The organism is Frateuria sp. (genome assembly GCF_035943815.1).
Classification (GTDB): domain Bacteria; phylum Pseudomonadota; class Gammaproteobacteria; order Xanthomonadales; family Rhodanobacteraceae; genus Frateuria_A.
Genome location: NZ_DASZBU010000004.1, coordinates 15,718 through 37,066 on the forward strand (window position 1 = coordinate 15,718; position 21,349 = coordinate 37,066).

Genomic DNA, 21,349 nt, shown 5'->3' on the forward strand with positions numbered 1-21,349 from the left:
TTTCTTACCTGCCGGCGGAAGCCGCTTCGGCGGCCGGCTCAGCCGGGCGGCCGAATGATCGGTCCGGCCTGGTCTGTACGCCCCAGCGCCTGCGCGATGCCCTCCACTCGCGCCTGCAGGCACGCTGCATCCGGCGCGCACACGGTGGCATGGCCCACCTTGCGCCCCGGACGCGCCTGCTTCCCGTAGTCGTGCCAGTGCCCGTCGATCGTCCGCAGCACGGGCGACGGATCAGGCAGATCGCCGATCCAGTTGAACATGCACGAGAGCCCGCGTGCGCCGGTGTCGCCCAACGGCAGACCGAGCACCGCGCGCACGTGGTTCTCGAACTGGCTGGTGTGCGCGCCCTCTATGGTCCAGTGGCCGGAGTTGTGCACGCGCGGCGCCATTTCGTTGCCGAGCAGTTGGCCGTCCTTGACGAACAGCTCCAGCGCGAACACGCCCACGTAGTCGAGCCGCTCGGCCAGCGTGCGGGCCAGATCGGTGGCGCGCTGCTGCAGCGCCTCGATGTCCGGGGCGGGCGCCAAGCTCAGGCTAAGCACGCCGTCGGTGTGCCAGTTGCGGGTCAGCGGCCATGTACGGAAATCGCCGTCGCGGCTGCGCACGGCGATCACCGACAGCTCGCGCTCGAACGGCACGAAGGCTTCCAGGATCAGGCCATGGGCGTCCCCCTGCGCTCCCAGCGCGGCCCAGGCGGCATCGGCGTCACCGGGCGTTTTCAGGCGAAACTGGCCCTTGCCGTCGTAGCCCAGCCGCCGTGTCTTGAGGATGGCTGGCGCACCGACCCGGGCAATCGCCTGCTCCAGGTCCGCCCGCGTGTCGACCGGCACGAAGGCAGGCGTGTCCAGCCCGCATTCACGGAACAAGGTCTTCTCCGCGAGCCGGTCCTGCGCTACGGCCAGCGCGCGCGGCGCGGGCGACACCGCGACACGTTCGGCCAGCCAGTGCGCAGTCTGCGCCGGCACGTTCTCGAAGTCGAAGGTGACCACGTCGACCATGGATGCGAAACGCTCCAGCGCGGCGTAGTCGTTCCAGTCGGCCACCACCAGCGGTGCGACCTGACCCGCGCAGGCGTCACCGGCGCTGTCGACCACCAGCGTCTTGATGCCCAGCGGCGCGGCGGCCAGCGCCAGCATGCGCGCCAGCTGGCCGCCACCGAGGATGCCCAGCACGGGTTGGCGGCGCTCGCTCATGCGCGCGGGTCCGGCTGGTCGAGCACGGCCTGGGTCTGCCTGGATCGAAAGGCATCGAGCGCCCCGGCAATCGCCGGGTCGTGCAAGGCCAGCACCGCGGCGGCAAGCAGCCCTGCGTTCACCGCGCCGGCGCGGCCGATCGCCAGCGTGCCCACCGGGATGCCGGCCGGCATCTGCGCGATGGAAAGCAGCGAATCCATGCCGTTGAGCGCCTTGGACTGCACCGGTACACCGAACACCGGCAAGCGTGTCTTGGCCGCCAACATACCCGGCAAGTGCGCGGCGCCGCCGGCGCCGGCGATGATCACCTCGATGCCGCGCGCGGCGGCTTCGTCCGCATAGCGGAACAACAGGTCCGGTGTGCGATGCGCGGAGACGACGCGCACCTCGTGCGGTACGCCCAGTTCGTCCAGCACGCTGGCCGCATGTTCCATGGTTTCCCAGTCGGACCGGGAACCCATCACCACGCCCACTCGGGCCGGCTTGGCGGTCGAAATCATGGTTCTGCCATCCCAAAAAGACTATTGTACGGGCTTCTGCAACCGTCACGAACGCCCCATGGACAAGCGCCTGCTAGACATCCTGTGCTGCCCTGTCAGCAAGACGCCCGTTCGCCCGCTCGCCCGCGGCGAACTGGACGCGGTCAATGCCGCGATCGAGCGTGGCGAGGTGGACACGGTCGCCGGCAGCCCGGTGCGCGACCGGCTAGGCGAGGGCCTCATCACCATCGACCGCAAGGTGATCTACCGGGTGGACGACGGTATCCCGGTCATGCTGCCCGAAGAAGGGATCGGCACGGTCCAGTTCAAGGACTTCCCGGCGGCTGCCTGAGGCAGCAGTTGCTCGAAAAAAGTGACCCGCGCCATGCTTTTACACAAAGCGTGGACTAATGTGTACGGCAGTGCATGACTCGTTCACATTTTCTCCCTTATCGTCGGATTTCGCGCGGCCTGGGCGGTCGTGATCGTCGGCAAGGGATGCTTCAGGGGTGTGGCGATGAAAGAAGCCAATGAAACTGGCAAGGTGGTCAGCCTGAGCCAGCGCCAGGAGTCTGCCGAGCGCGTCGGCGACCTGCTCGGCGCCGTGCGGGCGATCGCCGGCCGCCGCCTGCAGCTCCTGTTGGGCAACATGTTCGAGCACGTGGACGACGCCTTGTTCGACTTGGCCGAGAAGGCCGAGAACAACGCCGCCCAGATGCACTACTTCGACGGCATGCGCGAGGTGCGCAAGCGCCGACCGCTGGTCGAACGCAGTTTCCTCGCCCAGGTCAGCCGCGAACTGACCGGGCTCTCCGGCCGCGCCGCATCGGCTTCGGCCGCCCCGCCCTCCCCCGGTCCGGTGGAACTCTCGCTGGTGGCGGAAAACGAGCTGGAGGAGTCGTTGGCCATCACCAGCATGACCGCCAAGAACGAGTCGCGCCTGGCGCGCGACCTGTTCGCCGTGAACCAGCGGCTGTCGGTGATCTGCGGCGGCATCAAGATCGACGAGGCCAACAACCCGGTGGCGCCGGCCGCATTGTCCCAGGCGTTCCGCCAGGCCATGCGCGAGCTGACCGCCGAGATGCGCGTCAAGCTGATCATCTACAAGTTGTTCGACCGTTACGTGCTGTCCGCGCTGGAAGAGCTCTACCAAGAGATCAACACCGAGCTGGTCCGCGCCGGGGTGCTGCCGCAGCTGCGGCACGAGGTGGTGCGGGGAGAGGCGTCGTCCGCGGATACGACCAGCGGTACCGCCGCGGGTGCCGAGGACGCGGCGCCGGAGCTCGATCCGGAAGCTGCGCTCGCCAGCGAACTGCTGCATACCGTGCGCGCGTTGTTCAGCACCCGCCGCCAGGCCGTCGCCGGCGCCGTCGGCGGCGCCGGGATGCAAGGCCCGCCTGCTGCGGTACCGACGGCCAACGAACTGCTAGGCGCTCTCAGCGTGCTGCAGAGCCAGCTCGCATCCGGCCCCATGCCCAGCGAGCAGTCGGCCGATCCGGCGGCACTGGGCCGCGAAGTCGTGCAGCTGAAGGAACACCTGCTGGGCCAGCTCGGCGCCCTGCGCGGCGAGCGCCCCAGCCAGGTGTCGGCGATCGACGAGGACACCATCGACCTGGTCGGCATGCTGTTCGAGTTCATCCTCGAGGACAACACGCTGCCGGCCATCATGCAGGTCATGCTCTCGCGCCTGCAGATCCCGTACCTCAAAGCCGCGATCCTCGACCGCCGGCTGTTCGCCCATCGCCAGCATCCGGCGCGGCGCCTGCTGGACGGCCTGGCCGAACTGGCCAAGGGATGGTCGGAGGAGTCCGACCGCGACCACCGCGTGCACGACAAGATCAAGTCCGTCGTCGAGCGCCTGCTGCACGAATTCGATGACGACATGAGCCTGTTCGAACGCCTCGGCGCCGAACTGCAGGCCTTCCAGGAACAGAGCCGCAAGCGCGCGGAGCTGGCCGAACAGCGCGTGGCCGAGTCGGCGCGCGGCCGCGAGAAGCTGGAGCTGGCGCGCCGCCGCGCAGCCCGCGAGATTCTCGACCGCATCGGCAGCCAGAGCCTGCCTCCACTGATCCATGGCGTGCTGGCGCGTGCCTGGGCCAACCACCTGGTGCTGACCATCCTGCGCCAGGGCGAGGATTCGCCGGCCTTCGCCGAAGCGTTGCGCTTCGTCAACGAATTCATCGCCAGCGCCCGTCCGGTGCACACGACCGATGACCGCCGCACGCTGTTGCGCATGCTGCCGGCCATCGAGCGCGCCCTGCGCCGTGGTCTCGCCAACGTGGCTTTCCAGGAAAACGACATCGAGCGCCTGCTCGGCCAGCTGCATACCTACTACCGGCAGCAGTTGGGCGAGCTGGCTCCCGATACGAGCGCCGAGGACACGGTGCTGCCCATTCCCGAGAGCATCCAGCCGATCCTGGACACCGACTTGGTGGAGCCCGAACCGGAGCCCGGTCAGGCCACGGCAGCCATGGACAGCAGCGAGCTCGAGCAAGTCGAACAACTCAAGCCTGGTACCTGGCTGGAGTTCTGCCCGACCGGCGATGCGGTCACCCGCGCCAAGCTGTCGTGGATCAGCCCGATGAGCGGTCGCTACCTGTTCGTCAACCGACGCGGCCTCAAGGTAGGCGACTACGCGCCGCAAGAACTGGCTGCCGCGCTGGCAGCCGGCAGCGCGCGCATCCTGTCGTCTCAGCCGCTGTTCGATCGCGCGATGGGGGCCATCGTGGACCGCCTCAGCCAAGCCGCGGCTGCCGGTACCGATCCGGCGGCCTGAGTTCCAGCCCGTTGTCGCTACCGCGCTATGCTTGCCACTGGCGGGCGTAGAGCGGATGGCCGTTCCGGATATGCGCCGCCCCATTCCATCGAACACCGAACGGATGTCGCATGCCTGACGCGCTTTCCCTCGATCCGCCCGAAACACGGGTGATCGACGCCGATGTCGAACGCGCCTTCGCCGAGGATATCGGCCATGGCGACGCCACCGCCGACCTGTTGCCGCTCGACGCGATCGCCACGGCGGCGCTGACCTGCCGCGAGGACGCGGTGATCGCCGGCATTCCCTGGTTCGATGCCTGCTTCCGCAAGCTCGATGCCGACGTGGCGATCGACTGGCATGTGCGCGACGGTGATCGCGTGACGGCCGGCAGCGTGATCTGCCGCCTTCGCGGACGCGCCCGCGCGCTTGTCAGTGCCGAACGTTCCGCGCTCAACTTCCTGCAACTGCTTTCCGGCACGGCCACGGCGACGGCAGCCTATGTGGCTGCCGTCGCAGGCACCGGCGTGCGCGTGCTGGATACGCGCAAGACCGTGCCCGGCCTGCGGCTTGCGCAGAAGTACGCCGTGCGCTGCGGTGGCGGCCACAACCACCGCATCGGGCTGTTCGACGCGATCCTGGTCAAGGAAAACCATATTGCCGCTGCAGGCGGCATCGAACCGGCCGTGGCCGCGGCGCGGCGGCTGCATCCGGGGTTGCTGCTGGAGATCGAAGTGGAAACCCTGGACGAACTGCGCCGTGCGATCGATGCCGGCGTCGACCGCATCATGCTGGATAACTTCACCCCCGCGATGATGGCGGACGCTGTGGCCTGCGCAGTCGGCCGCGTGCCGCTGGAAATCTCCGGCAACGTGGACCTGAAGACCATCGGGGTCTATGCCCGCACCGGCGTGGACTTCATCTCGGTCGGCGCGCTGACCAAGCACGTGCAGGCGGTGGACCTTTCACTACGGCTGCAGTTTTCGGCCTGACGGCAACACATGTTCTCGGGGTGGACGCCCATCCACCCGGCCCAACGGGTACGGCAAACCGACGCCGGCTTGCACCCGACCCACCGCGCCCACACACTGCCTTCATGAACCAGCTTTCCGACCTCATCGCCTTGCTGGCGTTCGCCGCCGTGGCCGGCGTGTGGTTCAAGTCGACCCGCGCACGGGAGCGCGCAGTGGACGAGGCGCGCAGGCAATGCCTGCAACATGACCTGCAATTGCTCGACGAGACGGTGGGCCTGCGCAGCCTGCGCCTGCGGCGCGTCGACGGCAGGCGCCAGCTGGAAGTGGGTTACGGCTTCGAGGTCAGCGTGCAAGGCGACGACCGGCAGGAGGGCCGTTTGTGGATGCGCGGCGATAGACTCGCGCGCGTAAGCCTGCCCGGGATCGGCGGACCACTGCGAGGCATCACCGAGCCCACGACGCCAGCTGCTGATCCGCAGCTGCCGGAGCGCCACGGCAACGTGGTAACGCTTCGACCGAGGCGGCCGCCCACCGGGCATTGAACGGCCGCCGGCGACCGCGAACTTCCGAATGCGGCCAAAACTCCTTGGATCGGCCCGCGATGCAATCCGTTGCCGCCAACGAACCAGGCCGTCAGCGGATGATCGCTACTTCACCACCCGCAGATGCGGCGAGCGCCGTGGCTTGTCGGCGCCATCCCCGGAAGGGCCAGGTCCCGGCGCTTCGGGCCCCGGGGCCGGTGCAGGTGGCGGGGTATCGCCATCCTCGGCGGGAAACATCATGCCCTGCCCGTTTTCCTGCGCGTAAAGAGCGAGTACGGCCTGCATCGGAATGCGGATGGCCTGGCTTACCCCGGAAAAGCGCGCCTGGAAATTGATGGCGTCATTGCCCAGGTCCAGGTTGGCCACTGCACGCATGGCGAGATTGAGCACGACCTGGCCGTTCTTGATCACCTGCGGCGGCACGCGCACGCCCTCGACGGCGGCATCCACCAGTACGTACGGCGTGAGCTGGTTGTCGGTGATCCAGTCATAGATCGCCCGCAGCAGATACGGGCGGTTGGAACTCATCGGCGGTTGACGATCGGTCATCGACTCGCGCCGTTCATGGGCGCATCGCCCGTTCTTCGTTGGTCAGGCTGCGCGCATAGCCCTGGCTGTGGAACAGGCGCTCGCCGTAGTCGACGATCGGCTTGCCTTCGCGTCCCAGATCCACGCCCAGCCATGGCAGGCGCCACACCACCGGCGCGACCAGGCAGTCGACCAGGCTCATCTCTGGATTGAGGAAGAACTTGGCCGCCTTGAACAGCGGCAGCGAAGCGAGCAGCTGCTCGCGCAGGCGCTTGCGCGCGGCATCGGCCGGGCGGCCACCGGCGCGGATGGTGTCCACTTCCGGCAACCAGTCGCGCTCGATACGCACGGTCGCCAGCCGCAGGCGTGCACGCGAAAGCGGGTCGATCGGCATCAGCGGTGGATGCGGATAACGCTCGTCCAGGTATTCGCAGACGACAGCGGTGTCGTAAAGCGTCAGGTCGCGATCGACCAGGGTCGGCGTGGTGCCGTAGGGATTGAGGTCGATCAGGTCTTCCGGCGGCTTGGCCGGATCGACCAGCACACGCTCGTAGCTGACGCCCTTGGCCGCGAGCACCAGCCGCGCACGATGGCACTGGATGTCGTCGGCGGTGGTGTACAGGGTCAGTACGGTACGCGAACGAGCGCTTTGCACCATGCGCTTTTCTCCCCTTCAATAAACGATGCGGCGACGCGCACGTCGCCGCATCCGAGGCTGGCGGACTATCCGGCTTAGTGGACGTCCTTCCAGTATTCCTTCTTCAGTGCGTAGGCCAGCAGGGTGAACAGGGCCAGGAACAGGATCACCCAGATGCCGTAGGCGTGGCGCTGCAGCGCGGCCGGCTCGGAGACGTAGGCCAGGAAGTTGGTCAGGTCGCGCGCTGCCTGCTGGTACTGCGCAGGCGTCATGCGGCCGGGCTGGGTCAACTCCAGCTTCTCCACGTCCTCGCTGCCGGGCTTCTTCACCGCGGTCTGCACGCCCTGCAGCTCCCACAGCGGGAACGGCATGGAGGCATTGGGGAACACTGTGTTGTTCCAGCCAACCGGGCGGTTCGGATCCAGGTAGAAGCTGTTGAGGTAGCCGTAAACCCAGTCCGCCGTGCGCGCACGCACCTCGAGCGACAGATCCGGCGGCGCCTTGCCGAACCACTGCTTGGCCGAGTCCTCCGGCATGTGCGAAACCACGGTGTCACCGAACTTGGCGCCGGTGAAGTTGAGGTTCTTCATCACCTCGTCTTCGGTCAGGCCAAGGTCTTCCGCCATGCGCTGGTAACGCTGGAACTTCAGCGAATGGCAACCGACGCAGTAATTGAAGAACAACCGCGCGCCGCGCTGCAGGGACGCCTGGTCACGCAGGTTGACGCCGGCCGAAGGCAGCTCGGCGCCGCCCTCGGCGGCCATCGCCGACACGCTTCCAAGCAGCAGGCCCAGCGCCAGTGCGGACGAAAAAAGGAACTGTTTCATCGAGAACTGTCGCTTAGTCATGCGTGGTCACCCGCTCCGGAACCGGCTTGGTCTTTTCCCAGCCAAGGCGCGTGTAGAACCCCAGGAATACGAAGAAGCCGAAGTAGATCAACGTCATCAGGCGGCCGAACAGATTTTCCCAGAAGGTCACGTTCACATTGCCGAACAGCTCGGGAATCAGCTCCGCAGTGATGTCGGTACCGATCGCGCCCAGCCCGAAGAAGGCGAACACGAACAGGCCCAGCGCCACCTTGTAGCCGGTGCCGCGATAGCGGATCGACTTGACCTTGCCCACGTCGATCCACGGCAGGGCGAACAGCACGGCGATAGCGCCGAACATCGCCAGCACGCCCCACACGGCGGTGCCGAACGCCGAGGGCACCATGCGGACGATTGCGTAGAACGGGGTGAAGTACCAAACCGGCTTGATCAGTGGCGGCGTCACCAGGTTGTTGGCGGCGATGAAGTTATCGTTTTCCAGGAACCAGCCACCAAAGGTCGGCGCAAAGAAAATGATGAACGCGCCGATCAGCAGGAAGAAGCCCACACCGACCAGATCCTTCACCGTGTAATACGGATGGAAGGGAATGCCGTCGGCCGGCTTGAGCGCATCCCAGCGATTGCCCTTCGGGCCCTTCTTGATCTCCACGCCGTCGGGGTTGTTCGAGCCCACCTCATGCAGTGCGGCCAGGTGCAGCACCACCAGCAACAGCAGCACGATCGGCAGCGCGATCACGTGCAGCGCGAAGAAGCGGTTGAGGGTGGCGTCGGCGGGCAGGTAGTCGCCCATGATCCACTCGACCAGGGTTCCGCCGATGACCGGAATGGTTCCGAACAGCGAGATGATCACCTTGGCGCCCCAGAAGGACATGTTGCCCCACGGCAACACGTAACCCATGAAGGCCTCGGCCATCAACACCAGGAAGATCAGCATGCCCAGCAGCCACACCAACTCGCGCGGCTTCTTGTACGAGCCGTACAGCAGGCCGCGGAACATGTGCAGGAACACGACCACGAAGAACAGCGAGGCGCCGGTTGAGTGCATGTAGCGGATCAGCCAGCCCCACTCCACGTCGCGCATGATGTACTCGACCGAGGCGAAGGCTTCCGCCGCGCTGGTCTTGTAGTTCATGGTGAGGAAGATGCCGGTGACGATCTGGTTGACCAGTACCAGTAGCGCCAGCGAACCGAAGTAGTACCAGAGGTTGAAGTTCTTCGGCGTGTAGTACTCGGTCATGTGCTTGCGGTAGACGGGCATCAAGCCCGGCGCGCGCTCGTTGACCCAGTCGCCCATGCGGGTGAATACGTTAGCCATCAGCCGGCCTCCTTGGGATCGACGCCGATCTGGATATGCGTGTCGTCCACGAAATGGTACGGCGGCACCTGCAGGTTCTTCGGCGCAGGTACGCCGGAGAATACGCGGCCGGAGAGGTCGTAGCGCGACTTGTGGCAGGGGCAGAAGAAGCCCCCCTTCCAGTTCGGGTCGAAGGGCTCGGGCTTGATCTGGGGGAAGAACTCCGGCACGCAGCCCAAGTGGGTGCAGATGCCGATCAGGACCAACCACTCGGGCTTGATCGAGCGGGTCGGGCCCTTGATGTAGTCCGGCTGCTGGTCGACCGTCGAGTTGGGATCGACCAGGCGCGGCGCCAGGCTCGGCAACACAGCCAGCTGGTCCTTGCTGCGGCGGACCACGAACACGGGCAGGCCGCGCCACGCATAGTCGACCTTCTGGCCCATTTCGATCTTGCCGATGTCGGCCGTGACCGGCGCACCGGCGGCCTTGGCGCGGGCGCTGGGCTCCCAGGACTTGATGAAGGGCACGGCTGCCGCGACCACTCCCACGCCACCGACCACCGAGGTGGTCGCTGTGAGGAAGCGGCGGCGGCCGTGATCGACGACTTCGTTCGCCATCAGGCTCTCCGGTACATGCAATGCCATTGAGATGCGAGCTCCGTTTGGGAGCCTGCAAAAATCGCGTTAGTGTAGCGTCAGGGCCTGGCCCGTACAATCAATCGCACAGGGGACGAAAGCCTACCCCGCGCGCATCCCCACGTCCGGCCCACCCAAACCATTGAAGCCATGAAGAACGCCGCCGGCGCGCTCGCCTTTATCGCCCGCTTTGTCATCCTGGGACTGGCGCTCGCCTTCGTGGTCGGGCTGTTCTGGCCGGGCAGCGGCGACCGCCTGCGCCAGCGCTTCGGCCTTGCCCATGCGCCCGAATCCCAGGCGACGCAGGCTGGAGCGCCTGCGCCCGGCGGCGGGCCGGTTTCCTACGCCGATGCCGTGGCCCAGGCGGCCCCCGCAGTGGTCAACATCTACGCCAACAAGATGGTCACCGCACGCGCCGTGCAGATGTACGACGACCCGGTGCTGCAGCGGCTGTTCGGCGGCCTGCCCACCGGGCCGGCCTACAAGCGCCCGCAGCAGGTGCTCGGCTCGGGCGTGATCGTCAGCGCGCAGGGCTATGTGCTGACCAACAATCACGTCATCGCCAACGCCGACGATATCCAGGTGCTGCTCTACGACGGTCGCATCGCCAAGGCCACGCTGGTCGGGGCCGATGAAGAAACCGACCTGGCCGTGCTGAAGATCGAAGGCAGCAACCTGCCGGTCGCCAGGATCGCCGACAGCCATGCATTGCGTGCGGGCGACGTGGTGCTGGCGATCGGCAACCCGCTCGGGCTAAACCAGACGGTGACGATGGGCATCGTCAGCGCCGTAGGGCGGCAACTTTCCAGTTCCAGCGCGGAGGACTTCATCCAGACCGACGCCGCCATCAACCTGGGCAACTCCGGCGGCGCGCTGGTCAACGCGCGGGGCGATCTGGTGGGCATCAATACGTTGTTGATCGGGCGGCAGGCCAACGCCGAGGGCATCGGTTTCGCAATTCCGATCGGAAGCGCGAAGAACGTGCTGGATCAGATCATCGCCACCGGGCACGTGGTGCGCGGCTGGCTCGGGGCCGACTACGCCTTCGTGCCGGTGGCGGCCGACAGCGGCCTGCCCGCGGCGGCGCGCGGAGCGCAGGTGACCGACGTCTATCCGGGCGGACCGGCCGCGCTGGCCGGCATCCAGCCGCACGACATCCTGCTTCGCATCGGCACCGACGACATCCTCGACCCGGCCGACCTGCGCCGCCGCGAGGCCGCGCTCAAGCCGGGCAGCAAAGTGGACGTTTCCGGCCTGCGCAACGGCGTGCCGTTTCATACCGAAGTCACTCTCGCCCGCAGGCCGCCGCTGCAGACCCGCGCCACGCTGGACGGCTGAAACGCGCCCCCCGGCGCGGCTGGGCCCGTCGGCCCGGGGAACGCCCTCGCCGGTCAGAGCCCGCCGGCACCCCGCATGGCGGTCATAGCGCCATGCACCGCGGCCCCGTAGCGGCGCCGCAGCTCGCCCACGCGCTTGACGTAGACCTGCGTCTCGGCAAACGGCGGCACGCCGTTGTATCGCTGGACCGCGCCCGGCCCGGCGTTGTAGGCCGCCGCGGCCAGTTGTTCGTTGCCCCCGAAGGTTCGCAACAGCTGAGCCAGGTAACGCGCGCCACCCCGGATGTTCTGGCCCGCATCGAAGGCGTCGAGCACACCCATGTCGCTGGCGGTGCCAGGCATCAGCTGCATCAGCCCTTGCGCTCCCTTTAGCGAGAGCGCGTTGGGATTGAAGGCGCTCTCGGCATGGATCACCGCACGCAGGAAGGCTTCGTCCACGCCCGATTCCGCGCTGGCCAGGCGAATCGCATCGGCATAGGCGGTGATGTTCAACCGCACCCGGCTCCAGTCGATCGTCGAGTGCAGGTTGCAGGCCACGCACGTGGCGATATAGGTGAACAACATGGTGACCGCGTTACCGCGGCCGCCGCCCGGGTTCACATTGGTGTACTCGACCGAGCCGTCCGGCTTGTTGACGCGGTAAACCGCGCCGCGGAGCACGCGGTCCGCCGCAGTGGCCGTCGCGTCCGCTGTCACGCCGTCGCGGTAGTTCCACTGGCCGGTGCGAATCATCCGTGCCGTGGTATCGACGGTGCCCTCGACCTGCGCCAGCGACACCGTCCGGGCCGTGGTCTGCACCCAGCCGTGCACGCCCGCGAGCGAAGCGACGCGCGCCGTCGCGCGACGCATTGGCCTGGCCGCAGGCGCACTGTAGGAAGCCACCTTGCGGCAACCGCTGTAGCCGTCGGTCGTGCTGCTGAATACCGCTTCGCCGCCGGCACCCGTGCATCGATACAGCGATCGGGCGTGTGCCGTCGGCAACCAGGCCAGCCCCGCCAACAGCACGCAGGCCAGCGCGATCCTGGACAGGATCGTGCGGACCGGGAAAGCGGCGCAGGCCGCGCCGGCGCTCTCCCCTTGGCGTTCGGCGGCAGGCATGCCGCAAGTTTGCCCCCGCGGCGAAACCAAGCCAAGCGCCGCCACGTCGTTTCGTGCACAGGGGCACCTTGCGGCCGGCGCAACCGGGCGGCGCAAGCGGCCGCATTCAGCCGCCCGGCCATGCACCCGCAAGTACTTGATCCGTCTCGCCACCCAACTGGCAGCTGCGCGACCACGGGCGTAAACTGCGCGGTTCGACGCGCTTCGCTCCGGCGCACCACGCACACGGTATACAGGCCCATGAGCGGCAAGCCAGCTCTCACCAAACTCTTCATCAAGACCCACGGTTGCCAGATGAACGAGTACGACTCGGCCAAGATGGCCGACGTGCTCAAGGCGTCCCATGGCATGGAACTGACCCAGGACGAGTCCGAGGCGGACGTCATCCTGATCAACACCTGCTCGATCCGCGAGAAAGCGCAGGAGAAGGTGTTCAGCCAACTCGGCCGCTGGAAGGAGTTCAAGCAGGGCGACAAGCCGGTGCTGATCGGCGTCGGCGGCTGCGTGGCCAGCCAGGAGGGCGAGGCGATCATCAAACGCGCCCCCTACGTGGACCTGGTGTTCGGCCCGCAGACCCTGCATCGCCTGCCCGAGCTGATCGAAGCCAAGCGCGAAACCGGCAAGCCGCAGGTGGACATCTCCTTCCCCGAGATCGAGAAGTTCGACAAGCTTCCCGAGCCACGCGCCGAGGGCCCGACCGCCTTCGTCTCGATCATGGAAGGCTGCTCCAAATACTGCAGCTATTGCGTGGTGCCCTACACCCGCGGCACCGAGATCAGCCGTCCGTTCGACGACGTGCTGGTCGAAGTGGCGCAGCTGGCCGAACAGGGTGTGCGCGAGGTCACCCTGCTGGGCCAGAACGTCAACGCCTACCAGGGCCCGATGCACGACGGCGGCACCGCGGACCTGGCCGTGCTGATCCATGCCATCGCCCAGATCGAATCGATCGGCCGCATCCGCTTCACCACCTCGCATCCGCTGGAGTTCTCCGACTCGCTGATCGAGGCCTACGCCAGCTGCGGCAAGCTCGCCAATTTCCTGCATCTGCCGGTGCAGGCCGGCTCCGACCGCATCCTCGCGGCCATGAAGCGCGGCTACACCACGCTGGAGTTCAAGCAGAAGATCCGCAAGCTGCGCGCGGTGCGGCCGGACATCTGCCTGAGCTCCGACTTCATCGTCGGCTTCCCTGGCGAAACCGAAGAGGATTTCGAGAAGACCATGAAGTTGATCGAGGACGTCGGCTTCGACCAGAGCTTTTCCTTCATCTTCTCCGCCCGCCCCGGCACGCCGGCGGCCAACCTGGCCGACGACACGCCCACCGAGGTCAAGCACGCCCGCCTGTCGCGGCTGCAGGCCAGGCTCAACGACAACGCGCGGGCGATCAACGAGTCGATGGTGGGCACCGTGCAGCGCGTCTTGGTGGAAAAGCCCAGCCGCAAGAATCCCGACGAGCTCACCGGCCGGACCGAGAACATGCGGTTCGTGAACTTCCCCGGGAACGCGCGGCTGATCGGCCAGTTCGTCGACGTTGAGATCACCGCGGCCATGAGCAACTCGCTGCGCGGGCGGGTGCATCTGGCCGAAGAAGCAGCTCTCGCCTGATCCCGAAGCCCTCTCCCCCGGGAGAAGGGGCTGGAGACGGTCCGGCATCCGCGGCAGGCTCCAGGCGAAGCGCTCCGCCCGAACCCTCATCCGCCTCTCGGCACCTTCTCCCAGAGGGAGAAGGATTCACTCTCAAGCATTGCGCCCATCCCATGACCAACGGCCTCAACGAACGCGACTTCGCCCTCGACCCGGAAGACAACGCCCGGCTCGCCAATCTGTGCGGCCCGTTCGACGAGCACCTGCGGCAGGTGGAACTGCGGCTGGGAGTGGAGATCGACCACCGCGGCAACCTGTTCAAGGTGATCGGCGAAGATGCGCCGGCGCGCGCGGGCGAGAGGGTGCTGCGTGCGCTCTATGCCGCTACCGAAAAAGAAACGCTGACCGGCGCGCAGATCAACCTGCACCTGGCCGAATCGGGCATCGACGCGATCACCGAGGAAGCGGCCGAGGGCATGCAGGAAGTGGTGATCAAGGTCAAGCGTGGCGTGATCAAGGGCCGCGGCCCCAACCAGGCGCGCTACCTGCACGCCATCACCACCCACGACATCAACTTCGGCGTCGGCCCGGCCGGCACTGGCAAGACCTACCTCGCCGTCGCCAGCGCGGTCGAGGCGCTGGAAGCCAACCGCGTACAGCGCCTGCTGCTGGTGCGCCCGGCGGTGGAGGCCGGCGAGAAGCTCGGCTTCCTGCCCGGCGACCTTTCGCAGAAGGTGGACCCGTACCTGCGCCCGCTGTACGACGCGCTCTACGAAATGCTCGGCTTCGAGAAGGTGGCCAAGCTGATCGAGCGCAACGTGATCGAGATCGCCCCCTTGGCCTATATGCGCGGTCGCACGCTCAACGACTCGTACGTGATCCTGGACGAGGCGCAGAACACCACCGTCGAGCAGATGAAGATGTTCCTCACCCGCATCGGCTTCGGATCGGTCGCGGTGATCACCGGCGACGTGAGCCAGGTCGACCTGCCGCGGCACGTGCGCTCGGGCCTGCGCCATGCGGTGGAGGTGCTGCGCGGCGTCAGCGGCATCAGCTTCACCTTCTTCACCTCGCGCGACGTGGTGCGCCATCCGCTGGTGGCCAAGATCGTGCGCGCCTACGAGGCTTTCGAGCAGGCGGGGAGCGGCGAACAGGGCGTTGGAAACGTCAAGGGCGGCGCGGCGTGAGCGCCAAGGCTGCCCCACGGAATTCCCGTCCGGCTGCCAATCCACCCGCTGGCGCGACCGCGCCAGCCCCCCTGCTTTCGGTGAGCTATGCGGTCCCCCGCGCGGGCATTCCTGCACCGGCCAGCTTCCGCCAGTGGGTGGCGGCGGCGCTGTGGGGTGCCCGGCGGCGCAAGCCAGCCGAGATCGGGATCCGCGTCGTTGGCGCCCAGGAGGGCCAGGCGCTCAACCGCGACTACCGCGGCAAAGACTACGCCACCAATGTGCTCTCCTTCCCTGCCGAACTGCCGCCCGGTGTAAACATCCCGCTGATCGGCGACCTGGCCATCTGCGCGCCGGTAGTCGCCCGCGAAGCGATCGAACAGCACAAGGCGCCGCGCGCCCATTGGGCTCATCTGACCGTCCACGGCACTTTGCACCTGCTCGGCTACGACCACATCGAAGACGCCGAGGCCGAAGCCATGGAAACCCTGGAAACCCGGATCCTGGCCAGCCTGGGCATCGCCGACCCCTACGCCTGAGCGCCGAGGCCCTCTCTCCTGCGTGAAGAGAGCTCCGAAGCCGGCACTACTGCCCTGTGCCCTGAATCACCACGCTTTTTCCGCTAGAATCCGGCTTTCCGCCCGTCTGCGGGCGCCCCCACCCGAGTTGATGAACGACGACCCCGGCAGTACGAACGGCCCGGCCCCCCACCGCTCCTGGTGGGACCGCCTGGGCCATCTGTTTTCCGGCGAGCCGCGCAATCGCGACGAGCTGATCGAGGAATTGCGCGCCGCCCAGGTCAATGGCCTGCTGTCCAACGACACCCTCACCATGGTGGAGGGCGCGCTCAAGGTCACCGAGCTCAGCGTCGACGATGTAATGGTGCCGCGCGCGCAGATCGTGATGATCCCCGCCGACGCTTCGCTGCACGAAATCCTGGCCAAGGTGGTCGAATCCGGCCATTCGCGTTTTCCCGTGCATGGCGAAGACAAGGACGAGATCGTCGGCATCCTGCTCGCCAAGGACCTGCTCAAGTACTTCGGCGATGGCGAGGGATTCGACCTCGGGCTGCTGCTGCGGCCGGCGGTGCTGATCCCCGAATCCATGCGGCTGAACGTGCTGCTGGCCGAGTTCCGTCGCTCGCGCAACCATATGGCGTTGGTGGTGGACGAGTACGGCGGCGTCGCCGGCCTCGTCACCATCGAGGATGTGCTCGAACAGATCGTCGGCGAGATCGACGACGAGCACGACGACGAGGACGAGCCCAGCCTGATGCACGCGCTGCCCGGCGGCGACTGGTTGGTCAGCGCCCTTACCCCCATCGCCGACTTCAACGAGCAGGCCGGTGCCAGCTTCTCCGACGAGGAATTCGATACCGTTGGCGGCATGGCCACGGCGGAATTCGGCCACCTGCCGGAGGTCGGCGAGGAGGTGGTGTTCGGCGGGTTCCTGTTCATCGTCACCGCGGCCGACGACAGGCGCGTGCAGCAGTTTCGCGTGAACCGGCAGGCTACCGATGCCTGAGGCATTCCCGGCAGCCCCGACTGCTCCCGTCCAGCAGCTTTCTGGCGGCTGGAAGCATCCGGAACAAGCGATGACCCGCTCCCTCGTCGGCTTGCTCGGGACCCGCGGAGAGCGAACCGCGTGACTACAAGGCTCTGGCAAGTCTGCCTGGCGTTGCTGCTGGCGGCGGTGCTGTGCCCCGCCCGCGCGGGCGTTGCCAATGCGCCCGGCGCGAACCTCGAGGTCTCGCTGATCACCTACGGCCCGGGCGACACCTACTGGGAGCGCTTCGGCCACGACGCCATCGAACTGCGCGACACGGTCAGCGGCCAGGCGGTCAACTTCAATTACGGCGTGTTCGACTTCGACGAGCGCGGCTTCCTGCTCAATTTCGCACGCGGCCGCATGCATTACCTGATGGATGCCGAGCCGACCGGGTTGGACGAGAGCTGGTACGTGCAGGCGGGCCGGTCCGTCACCCGCCAGCGTTTGGCGCTCACGCCTGCACAGGCCGCCGCGCTGCGCGACTTCCTGCTGTGGAACCTGCGCCCGGAAAACGCTCGCTACGACTACGACTACTACGTCGACAACTGCACCACCCGCGTGCGCGACGCGCTCGACCGCGCGCTCGGCGGTTTGCTCGAAGCCCGGCTCACCGCACGTCCCGGCGGCATGACCTACCGCCAGCAAACCGTCCGCCTGATGAGCGCCCAGCCATGGCTGATGCTGCTACTCGACCTCGGGCTCGGTCCGTATGCCGACCGGCCGCTCAACGCCTGGCAGGAAAGCTTCCTGCCGGACGTGCTCGAGCGCGAACTGGCGGCAGTGCGCGTCGGCAATGCCGGGAGTACGCGCCCACTGGTGACCGCCACCGAGCTGCTCGCCCCCAACCGCCTCGACACGCCGCCCGCCACGGCGCCGGATTTGCGCCTACCCATGGCATGGGCAGGTCTGGCGCTCGCCGTCGCGTTACTCCTGGCACGCCGCTTCTGGCCCATCGGCTTCGCTCTGCTCGGCACCCTCTATCTGGTCTTGGCGATGGTGGTCGGCATCGGCCTGCTCGTGCTCTGGCTGCTGACCACCCACCACGCCGCCTGGGCGAACGCCAACCTGCTGCTGTTCAACCCGCTCGCGCTCGCCCTGCTGCCATCCGCATGGCGTGCACGCCGCGGCCCGCCCACTTCGCAACTGGCCAACGCCATCATGGCGATACAGCTGCTGGCCCTGCTGGCAGCCGCCCTGCTGCACATGCTCCCTGGCACCGTGCAACAGAACCAGCCATGGCTGCTGTTCGCCATGCCGATATGGGTCGCCATGGCGTGGTCGCTGCGCCGATTAACGCGTGCTAGCGAGCCATAACTCGCCACGCGCCTGCCAATGCGTCCCGCGCGTACCGTTGCTTCCGGCACGCGTTGCCTAGCGTGAAGCCGCCGAGCATTATGCCGCGATGACCGCCACTCAACCCTCGTCACCGCGTCCCGCCGCCGACAGCATGGTCGTCAACTGCATCGCCTATCGCGGCGACGGCAGCCGTATCGGCGAGACCACCCTCGATGCCATCAGCGACGTGTTGCAGGAGCCGGGCACCTTCGTCTGGGTGGGCTTGCACGAACCGGACGAGGCGCTGTTGCTGAAGCTTCAGGAAGAGTTCGACCTGCACGACCTGGCGGTGGAGGACGCACACAAGGCGCACCAGCGCACCAAGCTGGAGGCCTATGGGGATTCGCTGTTCCTGGTGGTGCAGACCGCCCAGCTGGTCGACGGCAACCTCGCCTTCGGCGAAACCCAGATCTTCCTCGGCGCCCGCTACCTGGTAACGGTGCGCCATGGCGCCTCGCTCTCGTATGCCCCGGCACGGCGTGCCTGCGAGCAGGCGCGCGGACTGATGCGCAACGGCCCAAGCTATGGGCTGTACGGTGTGCTCGACTTCATCGTCGACAACCTGCTGCCTATCGTGCGCGACTTCCGCGAGGAGCTTCATCAGCTGGAAGCGGACATCTTCGCCGAGACCTTCAAGCGCAGCACCGTGCGGCGGCTCTACGACATGCAACGCGACCTAATGACCCTGCGCCTGGCGGTGGCGCCGCTGCAGGACATCACCAGCCAGTTGGTGCGGCTGCATCCTCAGCTGATTCCCGACGAGCTGCGCGTCTACTTCCGCGACGTGTATGACCACGTTTTCCGCGTGAACGAATCGATCAGCGCGATGCGCGAGATGCTTGCCGCAGCGATCAACGTCAACCTTTCGCTGGTCACCTTCGGCCAGAACGAAGTGATGAAGCGGTTGGCCGGATACGCCGCGATGCTGGCCGCGCCGACCCTGCTTACCAGTTGGTACGGCATGAACTTCACGCACATGCCCGAGCTCAACAAGCCATGGGCCTATCCGCTGGTGATCGCACTGGTGATCGGCGTGGTCGGCAGCATCTACGTCTGGCTCAAGCGAGCGAAGTGGCTATGAGCCGCGATCGACGGTGACAAGGAAACGGCGGCCTGGGCCGCCGTTTTGTCATGCATGGCAGGGCGCGTTCACTGCGCTTGCCTGGCCCCGTCCCCGGAGGTCCAGCGCTTGAGCCAGGCATTGACCGTCTCGTGCCACATCACGCTGTTCTGCGGCTTGAGCACCCAGTGGTTCTCGTCCGGGAAGGTAAGGAACTCGCTGGGAATGCCTCGCCGCTGCAGGGCAGTGAAGGCGCCCAGGCCTTGGGTGATCGGGATGCGGAAGTCCTGACCGCTGTGGACCACCAGCATCGGCACGCGCCAGTCCTTGACGTGGTTGATCGGGTTGAAGCGCTCGTAGTTCTCGGGATGCTCGAACTGCATGCCCCCGTTCTCCTTCTCCTCGAACCACAGCTCATCGGTGGCGTAGTACATCATGCGCGCATCGAATACGCCGTCGTGGTCGACCAGGCACTTCCACGGCTGGTTCCACACGCCGGCGATCCAATAAGTCATGTAGCCGCCGTAGCTGGCGCCCAGCGCGCAGGCACGGTCGCCATCGAGAAAGTTGTACTTGTCCAGCGCGGCCTTCCAGCCGGCCTTGAGGTCTTCCAGCGGCTTGCCGCCCCAGTCACCCGAGATCGAATCGGTGAAGGCCTGGCCGTAACCGGTCGAGCCGTGGAAGTTCACCGTGACCACGGCGAAGCCCTGCCCCGCGTAGGTCTGCGGGTTCCAGCGGTAGCTCCAGTCGTTGCTCATCGCGCCCTGCGGACCGCCATGGATGATGAAGGCGACCGGGTACTTCCTGCCGTGCTTGTAACCGACCGGCTTGACCACGTAGCCCTGCACCGTTTCGTCGTTCCAGCCCTTGAAGGTGAAGAACTCGAAGTCGCCCATCCTGGCGTTCTTCAGCCGCTCGGCGTTGAAGTGGGTGACCTGCTTGAGGCCGCGACCACGGGCATCGGCCACATAGAGGTCGACCGGGCGCTGGAGATCATCGCGTGCCAGCAGGAGGTGGTCGTTCTGCAACGAGTAGCCTCCGACCGCCCCATCGCTGACCAGCTTGGTGACCTTGCCGCTGGTCGCATCGATGGCGAACAGAGGATGCTGGCCCTCGTCGTCGGCCGTGGCGTAGAGCGTCTTGCCGTCGGCGCTGAGGGTGAGCGCACCGGCCGAACGGTCCCACTGCGGATCGAGCTCGCGGGTGGTGCCGCTCTGCAGGTCCATCGCCATGATGGCGAAACGGTCGGCTTCGAAACCGGGCTCCTTCATCGCCAGGTAGTAAAGCGTCTTGCCGTCGGGCGACGGCACCGGGTTGGCATCCCATGCCTTGTTTGCCTCGGTGAGGTTCTGCGGCGCGGCCGAGCCGTCGGCCGGCACGCGGTAGACGTCGAAGTTGGTCGACCACGGCTCGCTGGTGCCGGCGATGCGCGCATCGAAATAGACGGTTTGCCCATCGGGTGAGAAGGCAAACTCGCTCTCGTCGCCGAAGGGCTTGCTGGGAACGTCGCCATCGATGCCCCGGCTGAGCAGCGTGGGCTCGGCCGGCAGCATGCCCGCATCGTCGAAGCGGCCAATGAAAAGCTGGTTGCGCCGGCCGTTCGCCCAGGCATCCCAGTGACGCACGAACAGCTTGTCGTAGACGGTGCCGGTGGCCTTGTTCTTCTCGCGGCCATCGATGCGCTCCTTGGTGCAGGCCAGGTCGGCGCAGTCGGTGTACACCTCATAGGAAAGCAGGACGCTCTTGCCGTCCGGCGACAGCTTGTAGCCGCCCAGATCCAGCGCCCCATGGCTGACCTGCACCGCCGCCGCATGCCCGGCCAGGTTCGGGCTCCCATCGCCCGCCGCCAGGTCCAGTCGCCACAACTGGGATACGCCATCGGCGGCCGCCACATAATAAAGAATATGCCCATCGGGCGCCCAGCGCCCCGACCCGCCCTTCTCGATCACCTTGACCGGCGCACCACCCTTCTTGAGGTCGAGCACGTAGATCGCGTTGACGCCCTTGTTCGCCGCGTAATCCGTGCTGCGCACGCCAAAAGCCGCGTAGCGACCGTCGGGCGAAAGCTGCGGATCGCTCACCCGGTCCATCATCACCAGGTCGCGCACGTTGAACGGGTGCGGCGCGTGGGTTTCCAGGTCTGCGGCGAATGCGGGCGCGGCGAGCAGGCCGAGTGCGAGCACGGCGAACAGCGGCTTCATGAGGCGATCCCCTATGGTTGATCAGCGGGTCACGGTACGGGCAGGCGCTTGGCTACGCAAGGAAGCATCTATCGCCGCGACCGGCAACAGCTCACTGCTGCGTGCGGTGGGTCACAAGCGGCCAGGGCAGTTTGGTACGAAATCTGCCTCTTACTGGCG

General features: G+C 66.7%; 20 protein-coding genes. 11 read left to right on the top strand and 9 right to left on the bottom strand.

The window, feature by feature from the left end; genetic code table 11:
* Positions 1–38 precede the first annotated feature (38 nt).
* Both VGU65_RS01325 and purE read right to left on the bottom strand, forming a co-directional pair.
* Positions 39–1,193 (bottom strand): 5-(carboxyamino)imidazole ribonucleotide synthase, encoded by a 1,155-nt coding sequence (locus VGU65_RS01325; RefSeq protein WP_327472358.1) that lies wholly within the window; start codon positions 1,191–1,193, stop codon positions 39–41.
* The gene (gene purE / locus VGU65_RS01330) at positions 1,190–1,693 is read right to left on the bottom strand and encodes a 5-(carboxyamino)imidazole ribonucleotide mutase (protein ID WP_327472359.1); all 504 of its coding nucleotides are present in this window, start codon (positions 1,691–1,693) and stop codon (positions 1,190–1,192) included. The genes VGU65_RS01325 and purE overlap by 4 nt, the downstream gene beginning before the upstream one ends.
* A 58-nt stretch (positions 1,694–1,751) precedes the next feature.
* Between purE and VGU65_RS01335 the strand changes: the two genes are divergently transcribed.
* The 4 genes from VGU65_RS01335 to VGU65_RS01350 all read left to right on the top strand — a co-directional run bounded on the left by VGU65_RS01335 (position 1,752) and on the right by VGU65_RS01350 (position 5,943).
* On the top strand, positions 1,752–2,024 hold the full coding sequence (locus tag VGU65_RS01335; RefSeq protein ID WP_327472360.1) for a Trm112 family protein: 273 nt from the start codon (positions 1,752–1,754) through the stop codon (positions 2,022–2,024).
* A gap of 165 nt (positions 2,025–2,189) precedes the next feature.
* Positions 2,190–4,448, top strand: coding sequence for a DUF1631 domain-containing protein (locus VGU65_RS01340; RefSeq protein ID WP_327472361.1), 2,259 nt, complete (start codon positions 2,190–2,192; stop codon positions 4,446–4,448).
* A 110-nt stretch (positions 4,449–4,558) separates the two neighbouring features.
* Entirely contained in the window at positions 4,559–5,419 is an 861-nt protein-coding gene (gene nadC / locus VGU65_RS01345; protein ID WP_327472362.1) for a carboxylating nicotinate-nucleotide diphosphorylase, read from the top strand.
* Positions 5,420–5,523: 104 nt separating this feature from the next.
* Entirely contained in the window at positions 5,524–5,943 is a 420-nt protein-coding gene (locus tag VGU65_RS01350) for a DUF3301 domain-containing protein (protein ID WP_327472363.1), read from the top strand.
* Positions 5,944–6,048: 105 nt separating this feature from the next.
* Here VGU65_RS01350 and VGU65_RS01355 read toward each other — a convergent pair whose 3' ends face one another.
* The 5 genes from VGU65_RS01355 to petA all read right to left on the bottom strand — a co-directional run bounded on the left by VGU65_RS01355 (position 6,049) and on the right by petA (position 9,846).
* Complete coding sequence (locus tag VGU65_RS01355; protein ID WP_327472424.1) at positions 6,049–6,471, bottom strand: ClpXP protease specificity-enhancing factor; 423 nt, start codon at positions 6,469–6,471, stop codon at positions 6,049–6,051.
* A 34-nt stretch (positions 6,472–6,505) separates the two neighbouring features.
* Entirely contained in the window at positions 6,506–7,129 is a 624-nt protein-coding gene (locus VGU65_RS01360) for a glutathione S-transferase N-terminal domain-containing protein (protein ID WP_327472364.1), read from the bottom strand.
* A gap of 74 nt (positions 7,130–7,203) precedes the next feature.
* Positions 7,204–7,956, bottom strand: a complete 753-nt coding sequence (locus VGU65_RS01365) for a cytochrome c1 (protein ID WP_414655779.1) — start codon at positions 7,954–7,956, stop codon at positions 7,204–7,206.
* Positions 7,949–9,250 (bottom strand): cytochrome b, encoded by a 1,302-nt coding sequence (locus VGU65_RS01370; protein ID WP_327472365.1) that lies wholly within the window; start codon positions 9,248–9,250, stop codon positions 7,949–7,951. The genes VGU65_RS01365 and VGU65_RS01370 overlap by 8 nt, the downstream gene beginning before the upstream one ends.
* Positions 9,250–9,846, bottom strand: a complete 597-nt coding sequence (gene petA, locus VGU65_RS01375) for a ubiquinol-cytochrome c reductase iron-sulfur subunit (protein WP_327472366.1) — start codon at positions 9,844–9,846, stop codon at positions 9,250–9,252. The genes VGU65_RS01370 and petA overlap by 1 nt, the downstream gene beginning before the upstream one ends.
* A gap of 168 nt (positions 9,847–10,014) precedes the next feature.
* Between petA and VGU65_RS01380 the strand changes: the two genes are divergently transcribed.
* Positions 10,015–11,202, top strand: a complete 1,188-nt coding sequence (locus tag VGU65_RS01380) for a S1C family serine protease (RefSeq protein ID WP_327472367.1) — start codon at positions 10,015–10,017, stop codon at positions 11,200–11,202.
* Between the two features lie 53 nt (positions 11,203–11,255).
* On the opposite strand, the gene VGU65_RS01385 is transcribed toward VGU65_RS01380, so the two are convergent.
* On the bottom strand, positions 11,256–12,299 hold the full coding sequence (locus VGU65_RS01385) for a lytic transglycosylase domain-containing protein (RefSeq protein WP_327472368.1): 1,044 nt from the start codon (positions 12,297–12,299) through the stop codon (positions 11,256–11,258).
* A gap of 240 nt (positions 12,300–12,539) precedes the next feature.
* Here VGU65_RS01385 and miaB point away from each other — a divergent pair, with 240 nt between their 5' ends.
* The 6 genes from miaB to VGU65_RS01415 all read left to right on the top strand — a co-directional run bounded on the left by miaB (position 12,540) and on the right by VGU65_RS01415 (position 19,010).
* Positions 12,540–13,901 (top strand): tRNA (N6-isopentenyl adenosine(37)-C2)-methylthiotransferase MiaB, encoded by a 1,362-nt coding sequence (gene miaB, locus VGU65_RS01390; RefSeq protein WP_327472369.1) that lies wholly within the window; start codon positions 12,540–12,542, stop codon positions 13,899–13,901.
* A 152-nt stretch (positions 13,902–14,053) separates the two neighbouring features.
* Positions 14,054–15,067, top strand: coding sequence for a PhoH family protein (locus tag VGU65_RS01395; protein ID WP_327472370.1), 1,014 nt, complete (start codon positions 14,054–14,056; stop codon positions 15,065–15,067).
* Between the two features lie 71 nt (positions 15,068–15,138).
* Positions 15,139–15,585: an rRNA maturation RNase YbeY gene (ybeY, locus tag VGU65_RS01400; protein ID WP_414655780.1), complete on the top strand. Its 447-nt coding sequence runs from the start codon at positions 15,139–15,141 to the stop codon at positions 15,583–15,585.
* Positions 15,586–15,715: 130 nt separating this feature from the next.
* On the top strand, positions 15,716–16,570 hold the full coding sequence (locus VGU65_RS01405; protein WP_327472372.1) for a CorC family transporter: 855 nt from the start codon (positions 15,716–15,718) through the stop codon (positions 16,568–16,570).
* 120 nt (positions 16,571–16,690) lie between these two features.
* Positions 16,691–17,908: a lipoprotein N-acyltransferase Lnb domain-containing protein gene (locus tag VGU65_RS01410; RefSeq protein ID WP_327472373.1), complete on the top strand. Its 1,218-nt coding sequence runs from the start codon at positions 16,691–16,693 to the stop codon at positions 17,906–17,908.
* An 88-nt stretch (positions 17,909–17,996) separates the two neighbouring features.
* A complete protein-coding gene (locus VGU65_RS01415) occupies positions 17,997–19,010 on the top strand; it encodes a magnesium and cobalt transport protein CorA (RefSeq protein WP_327472374.1) in 1,014 nt (337 codons plus the stop codon).
* Between the two features lie 68 nt (positions 19,011–19,078).
* On the opposite strand, the gene VGU65_RS01420 is transcribed toward VGU65_RS01415, so the two are convergent.
* Positions 19,079–21,190: a S9 family peptidase gene (locus VGU65_RS01420; protein ID WP_327472375.1), complete on the bottom strand. Its 2,112-nt coding sequence runs from the start codon at positions 21,188–21,190 to the stop codon at positions 19,079–19,081.
* Positions 21,191–21,349 lie beyond the last annotated feature (159 nt).

Coding starts and splice junctions, on each gene's coding strand:
- VGU65_RS01325 (WP_327472358.1), bottom strand. CDS start 1,193: ATGAGCGAGCGCCGCCAACCCGTGCTGGGCATCCTCGGTGGCGGCCAG.
- purE (WP_327472359.1), bottom strand. CDS start 1,693: ATGATTTCGACCGCCAAGCCGGCCCGAGTGGGCGTGGTGATGGGTTCC.
- VGU65_RS01335 (WP_327472360.1), top strand. CDS start 1,752: ATGGACAAGCGCCTGCTAGACATCCTGTGCTGCCCTGTCAGCAAGACG.
- VGU65_RS01340 (WP_327472361.1), top strand. CDS start 2,190: ATGAAAGAAGCCAATGAAACTGGCAAGGTGGTCAGCCTGAGCCAGCGC.
- nadC (WP_327472362.1), top strand. CDS start 4,559: ATGCCTGACGCGCTTTCCCTCGATCCGCCCGAAACACGGGTGATCGAC.
- VGU65_RS01350 (WP_327472363.1), top strand. CDS start 5,524: ATGAACCAGCTTTCCGACCTCATCGCCTTGCTGGCGTTCGCCGCCGTG.
- VGU65_RS01355 (WP_327472424.1), bottom strand. CDS start 6,471: ATGAGTTCCAACCGCCCGTATCTGCTGCGGGCGATCTATGACTGGATC.
- VGU65_RS01360 (WP_327472364.1), bottom strand. CDS start 7,129: ATGGTGCAAAGCGCTCGTTCGCGTACCGTACTGACCCTGTACACCACC.
- VGU65_RS01365 (WP_414655779.1), bottom strand. CDS start 7,956: ATGACTAAGCGACAGTTCTCGATGAAACAGTTCCTTTTTTCGTCCGCA.
- VGU65_RS01370 (WP_327472365.1), bottom strand. CDS start 9,250: ATGGCTAACGTATTCACCCGCATGGGCGACTGGGTCAACGAGCGCGCG.
- petA (WP_327472366.1), bottom strand. CDS start 9,846: ATGGCGAACGAAGTCGTCGATCACGGCCGCCGCCGCTTCCTCACAGCG.
- VGU65_RS01380 (WP_327472367.1), top strand. CDS start 10,015: ATGAAGAACGCCGCCGGCGCGCTCGCCTTTATCGCCCGCTTTGTCATC.
- VGU65_RS01385 (WP_327472368.1), bottom strand. CDS start 12,299: ATGCCTGCCGCCGAACGCCAAGGGGAGAGCGCCGGCGCGGCCTGCGCC.
- miaB (WP_327472369.1), top strand. CDS start 12,540: ATGAGCGGCAAGCCAGCTCTCACCAAACTCTTCATCAAGACCCACGGT.
- VGU65_RS01395 (WP_327472370.1), top strand. CDS start 14,054: ATGACCAACGGCCTCAACGAACGCGACTTCGCCCTCGACCCGGAAGAC.
- VGU65_RS01405 (WP_327472372.1), top strand. CDS start 15,716: ATGAACGACGACCCCGGCAGTACGAACGGCCCGGCCCCCCACCGCTCC.
- VGU65_RS01415 (WP_327472374.1), top strand. CDS start 17,997: ATGACCGCCACTCAACCCTCGTCACCGCGTCCCGCCGCCGACAGCATG.
- VGU65_RS01420 (WP_327472375.1), bottom strand. CDS start 21,190: ATGAAGCCGCTGTTCGCCGTGCTCGCACTCGGCCTGCTCGCCGCGCCC.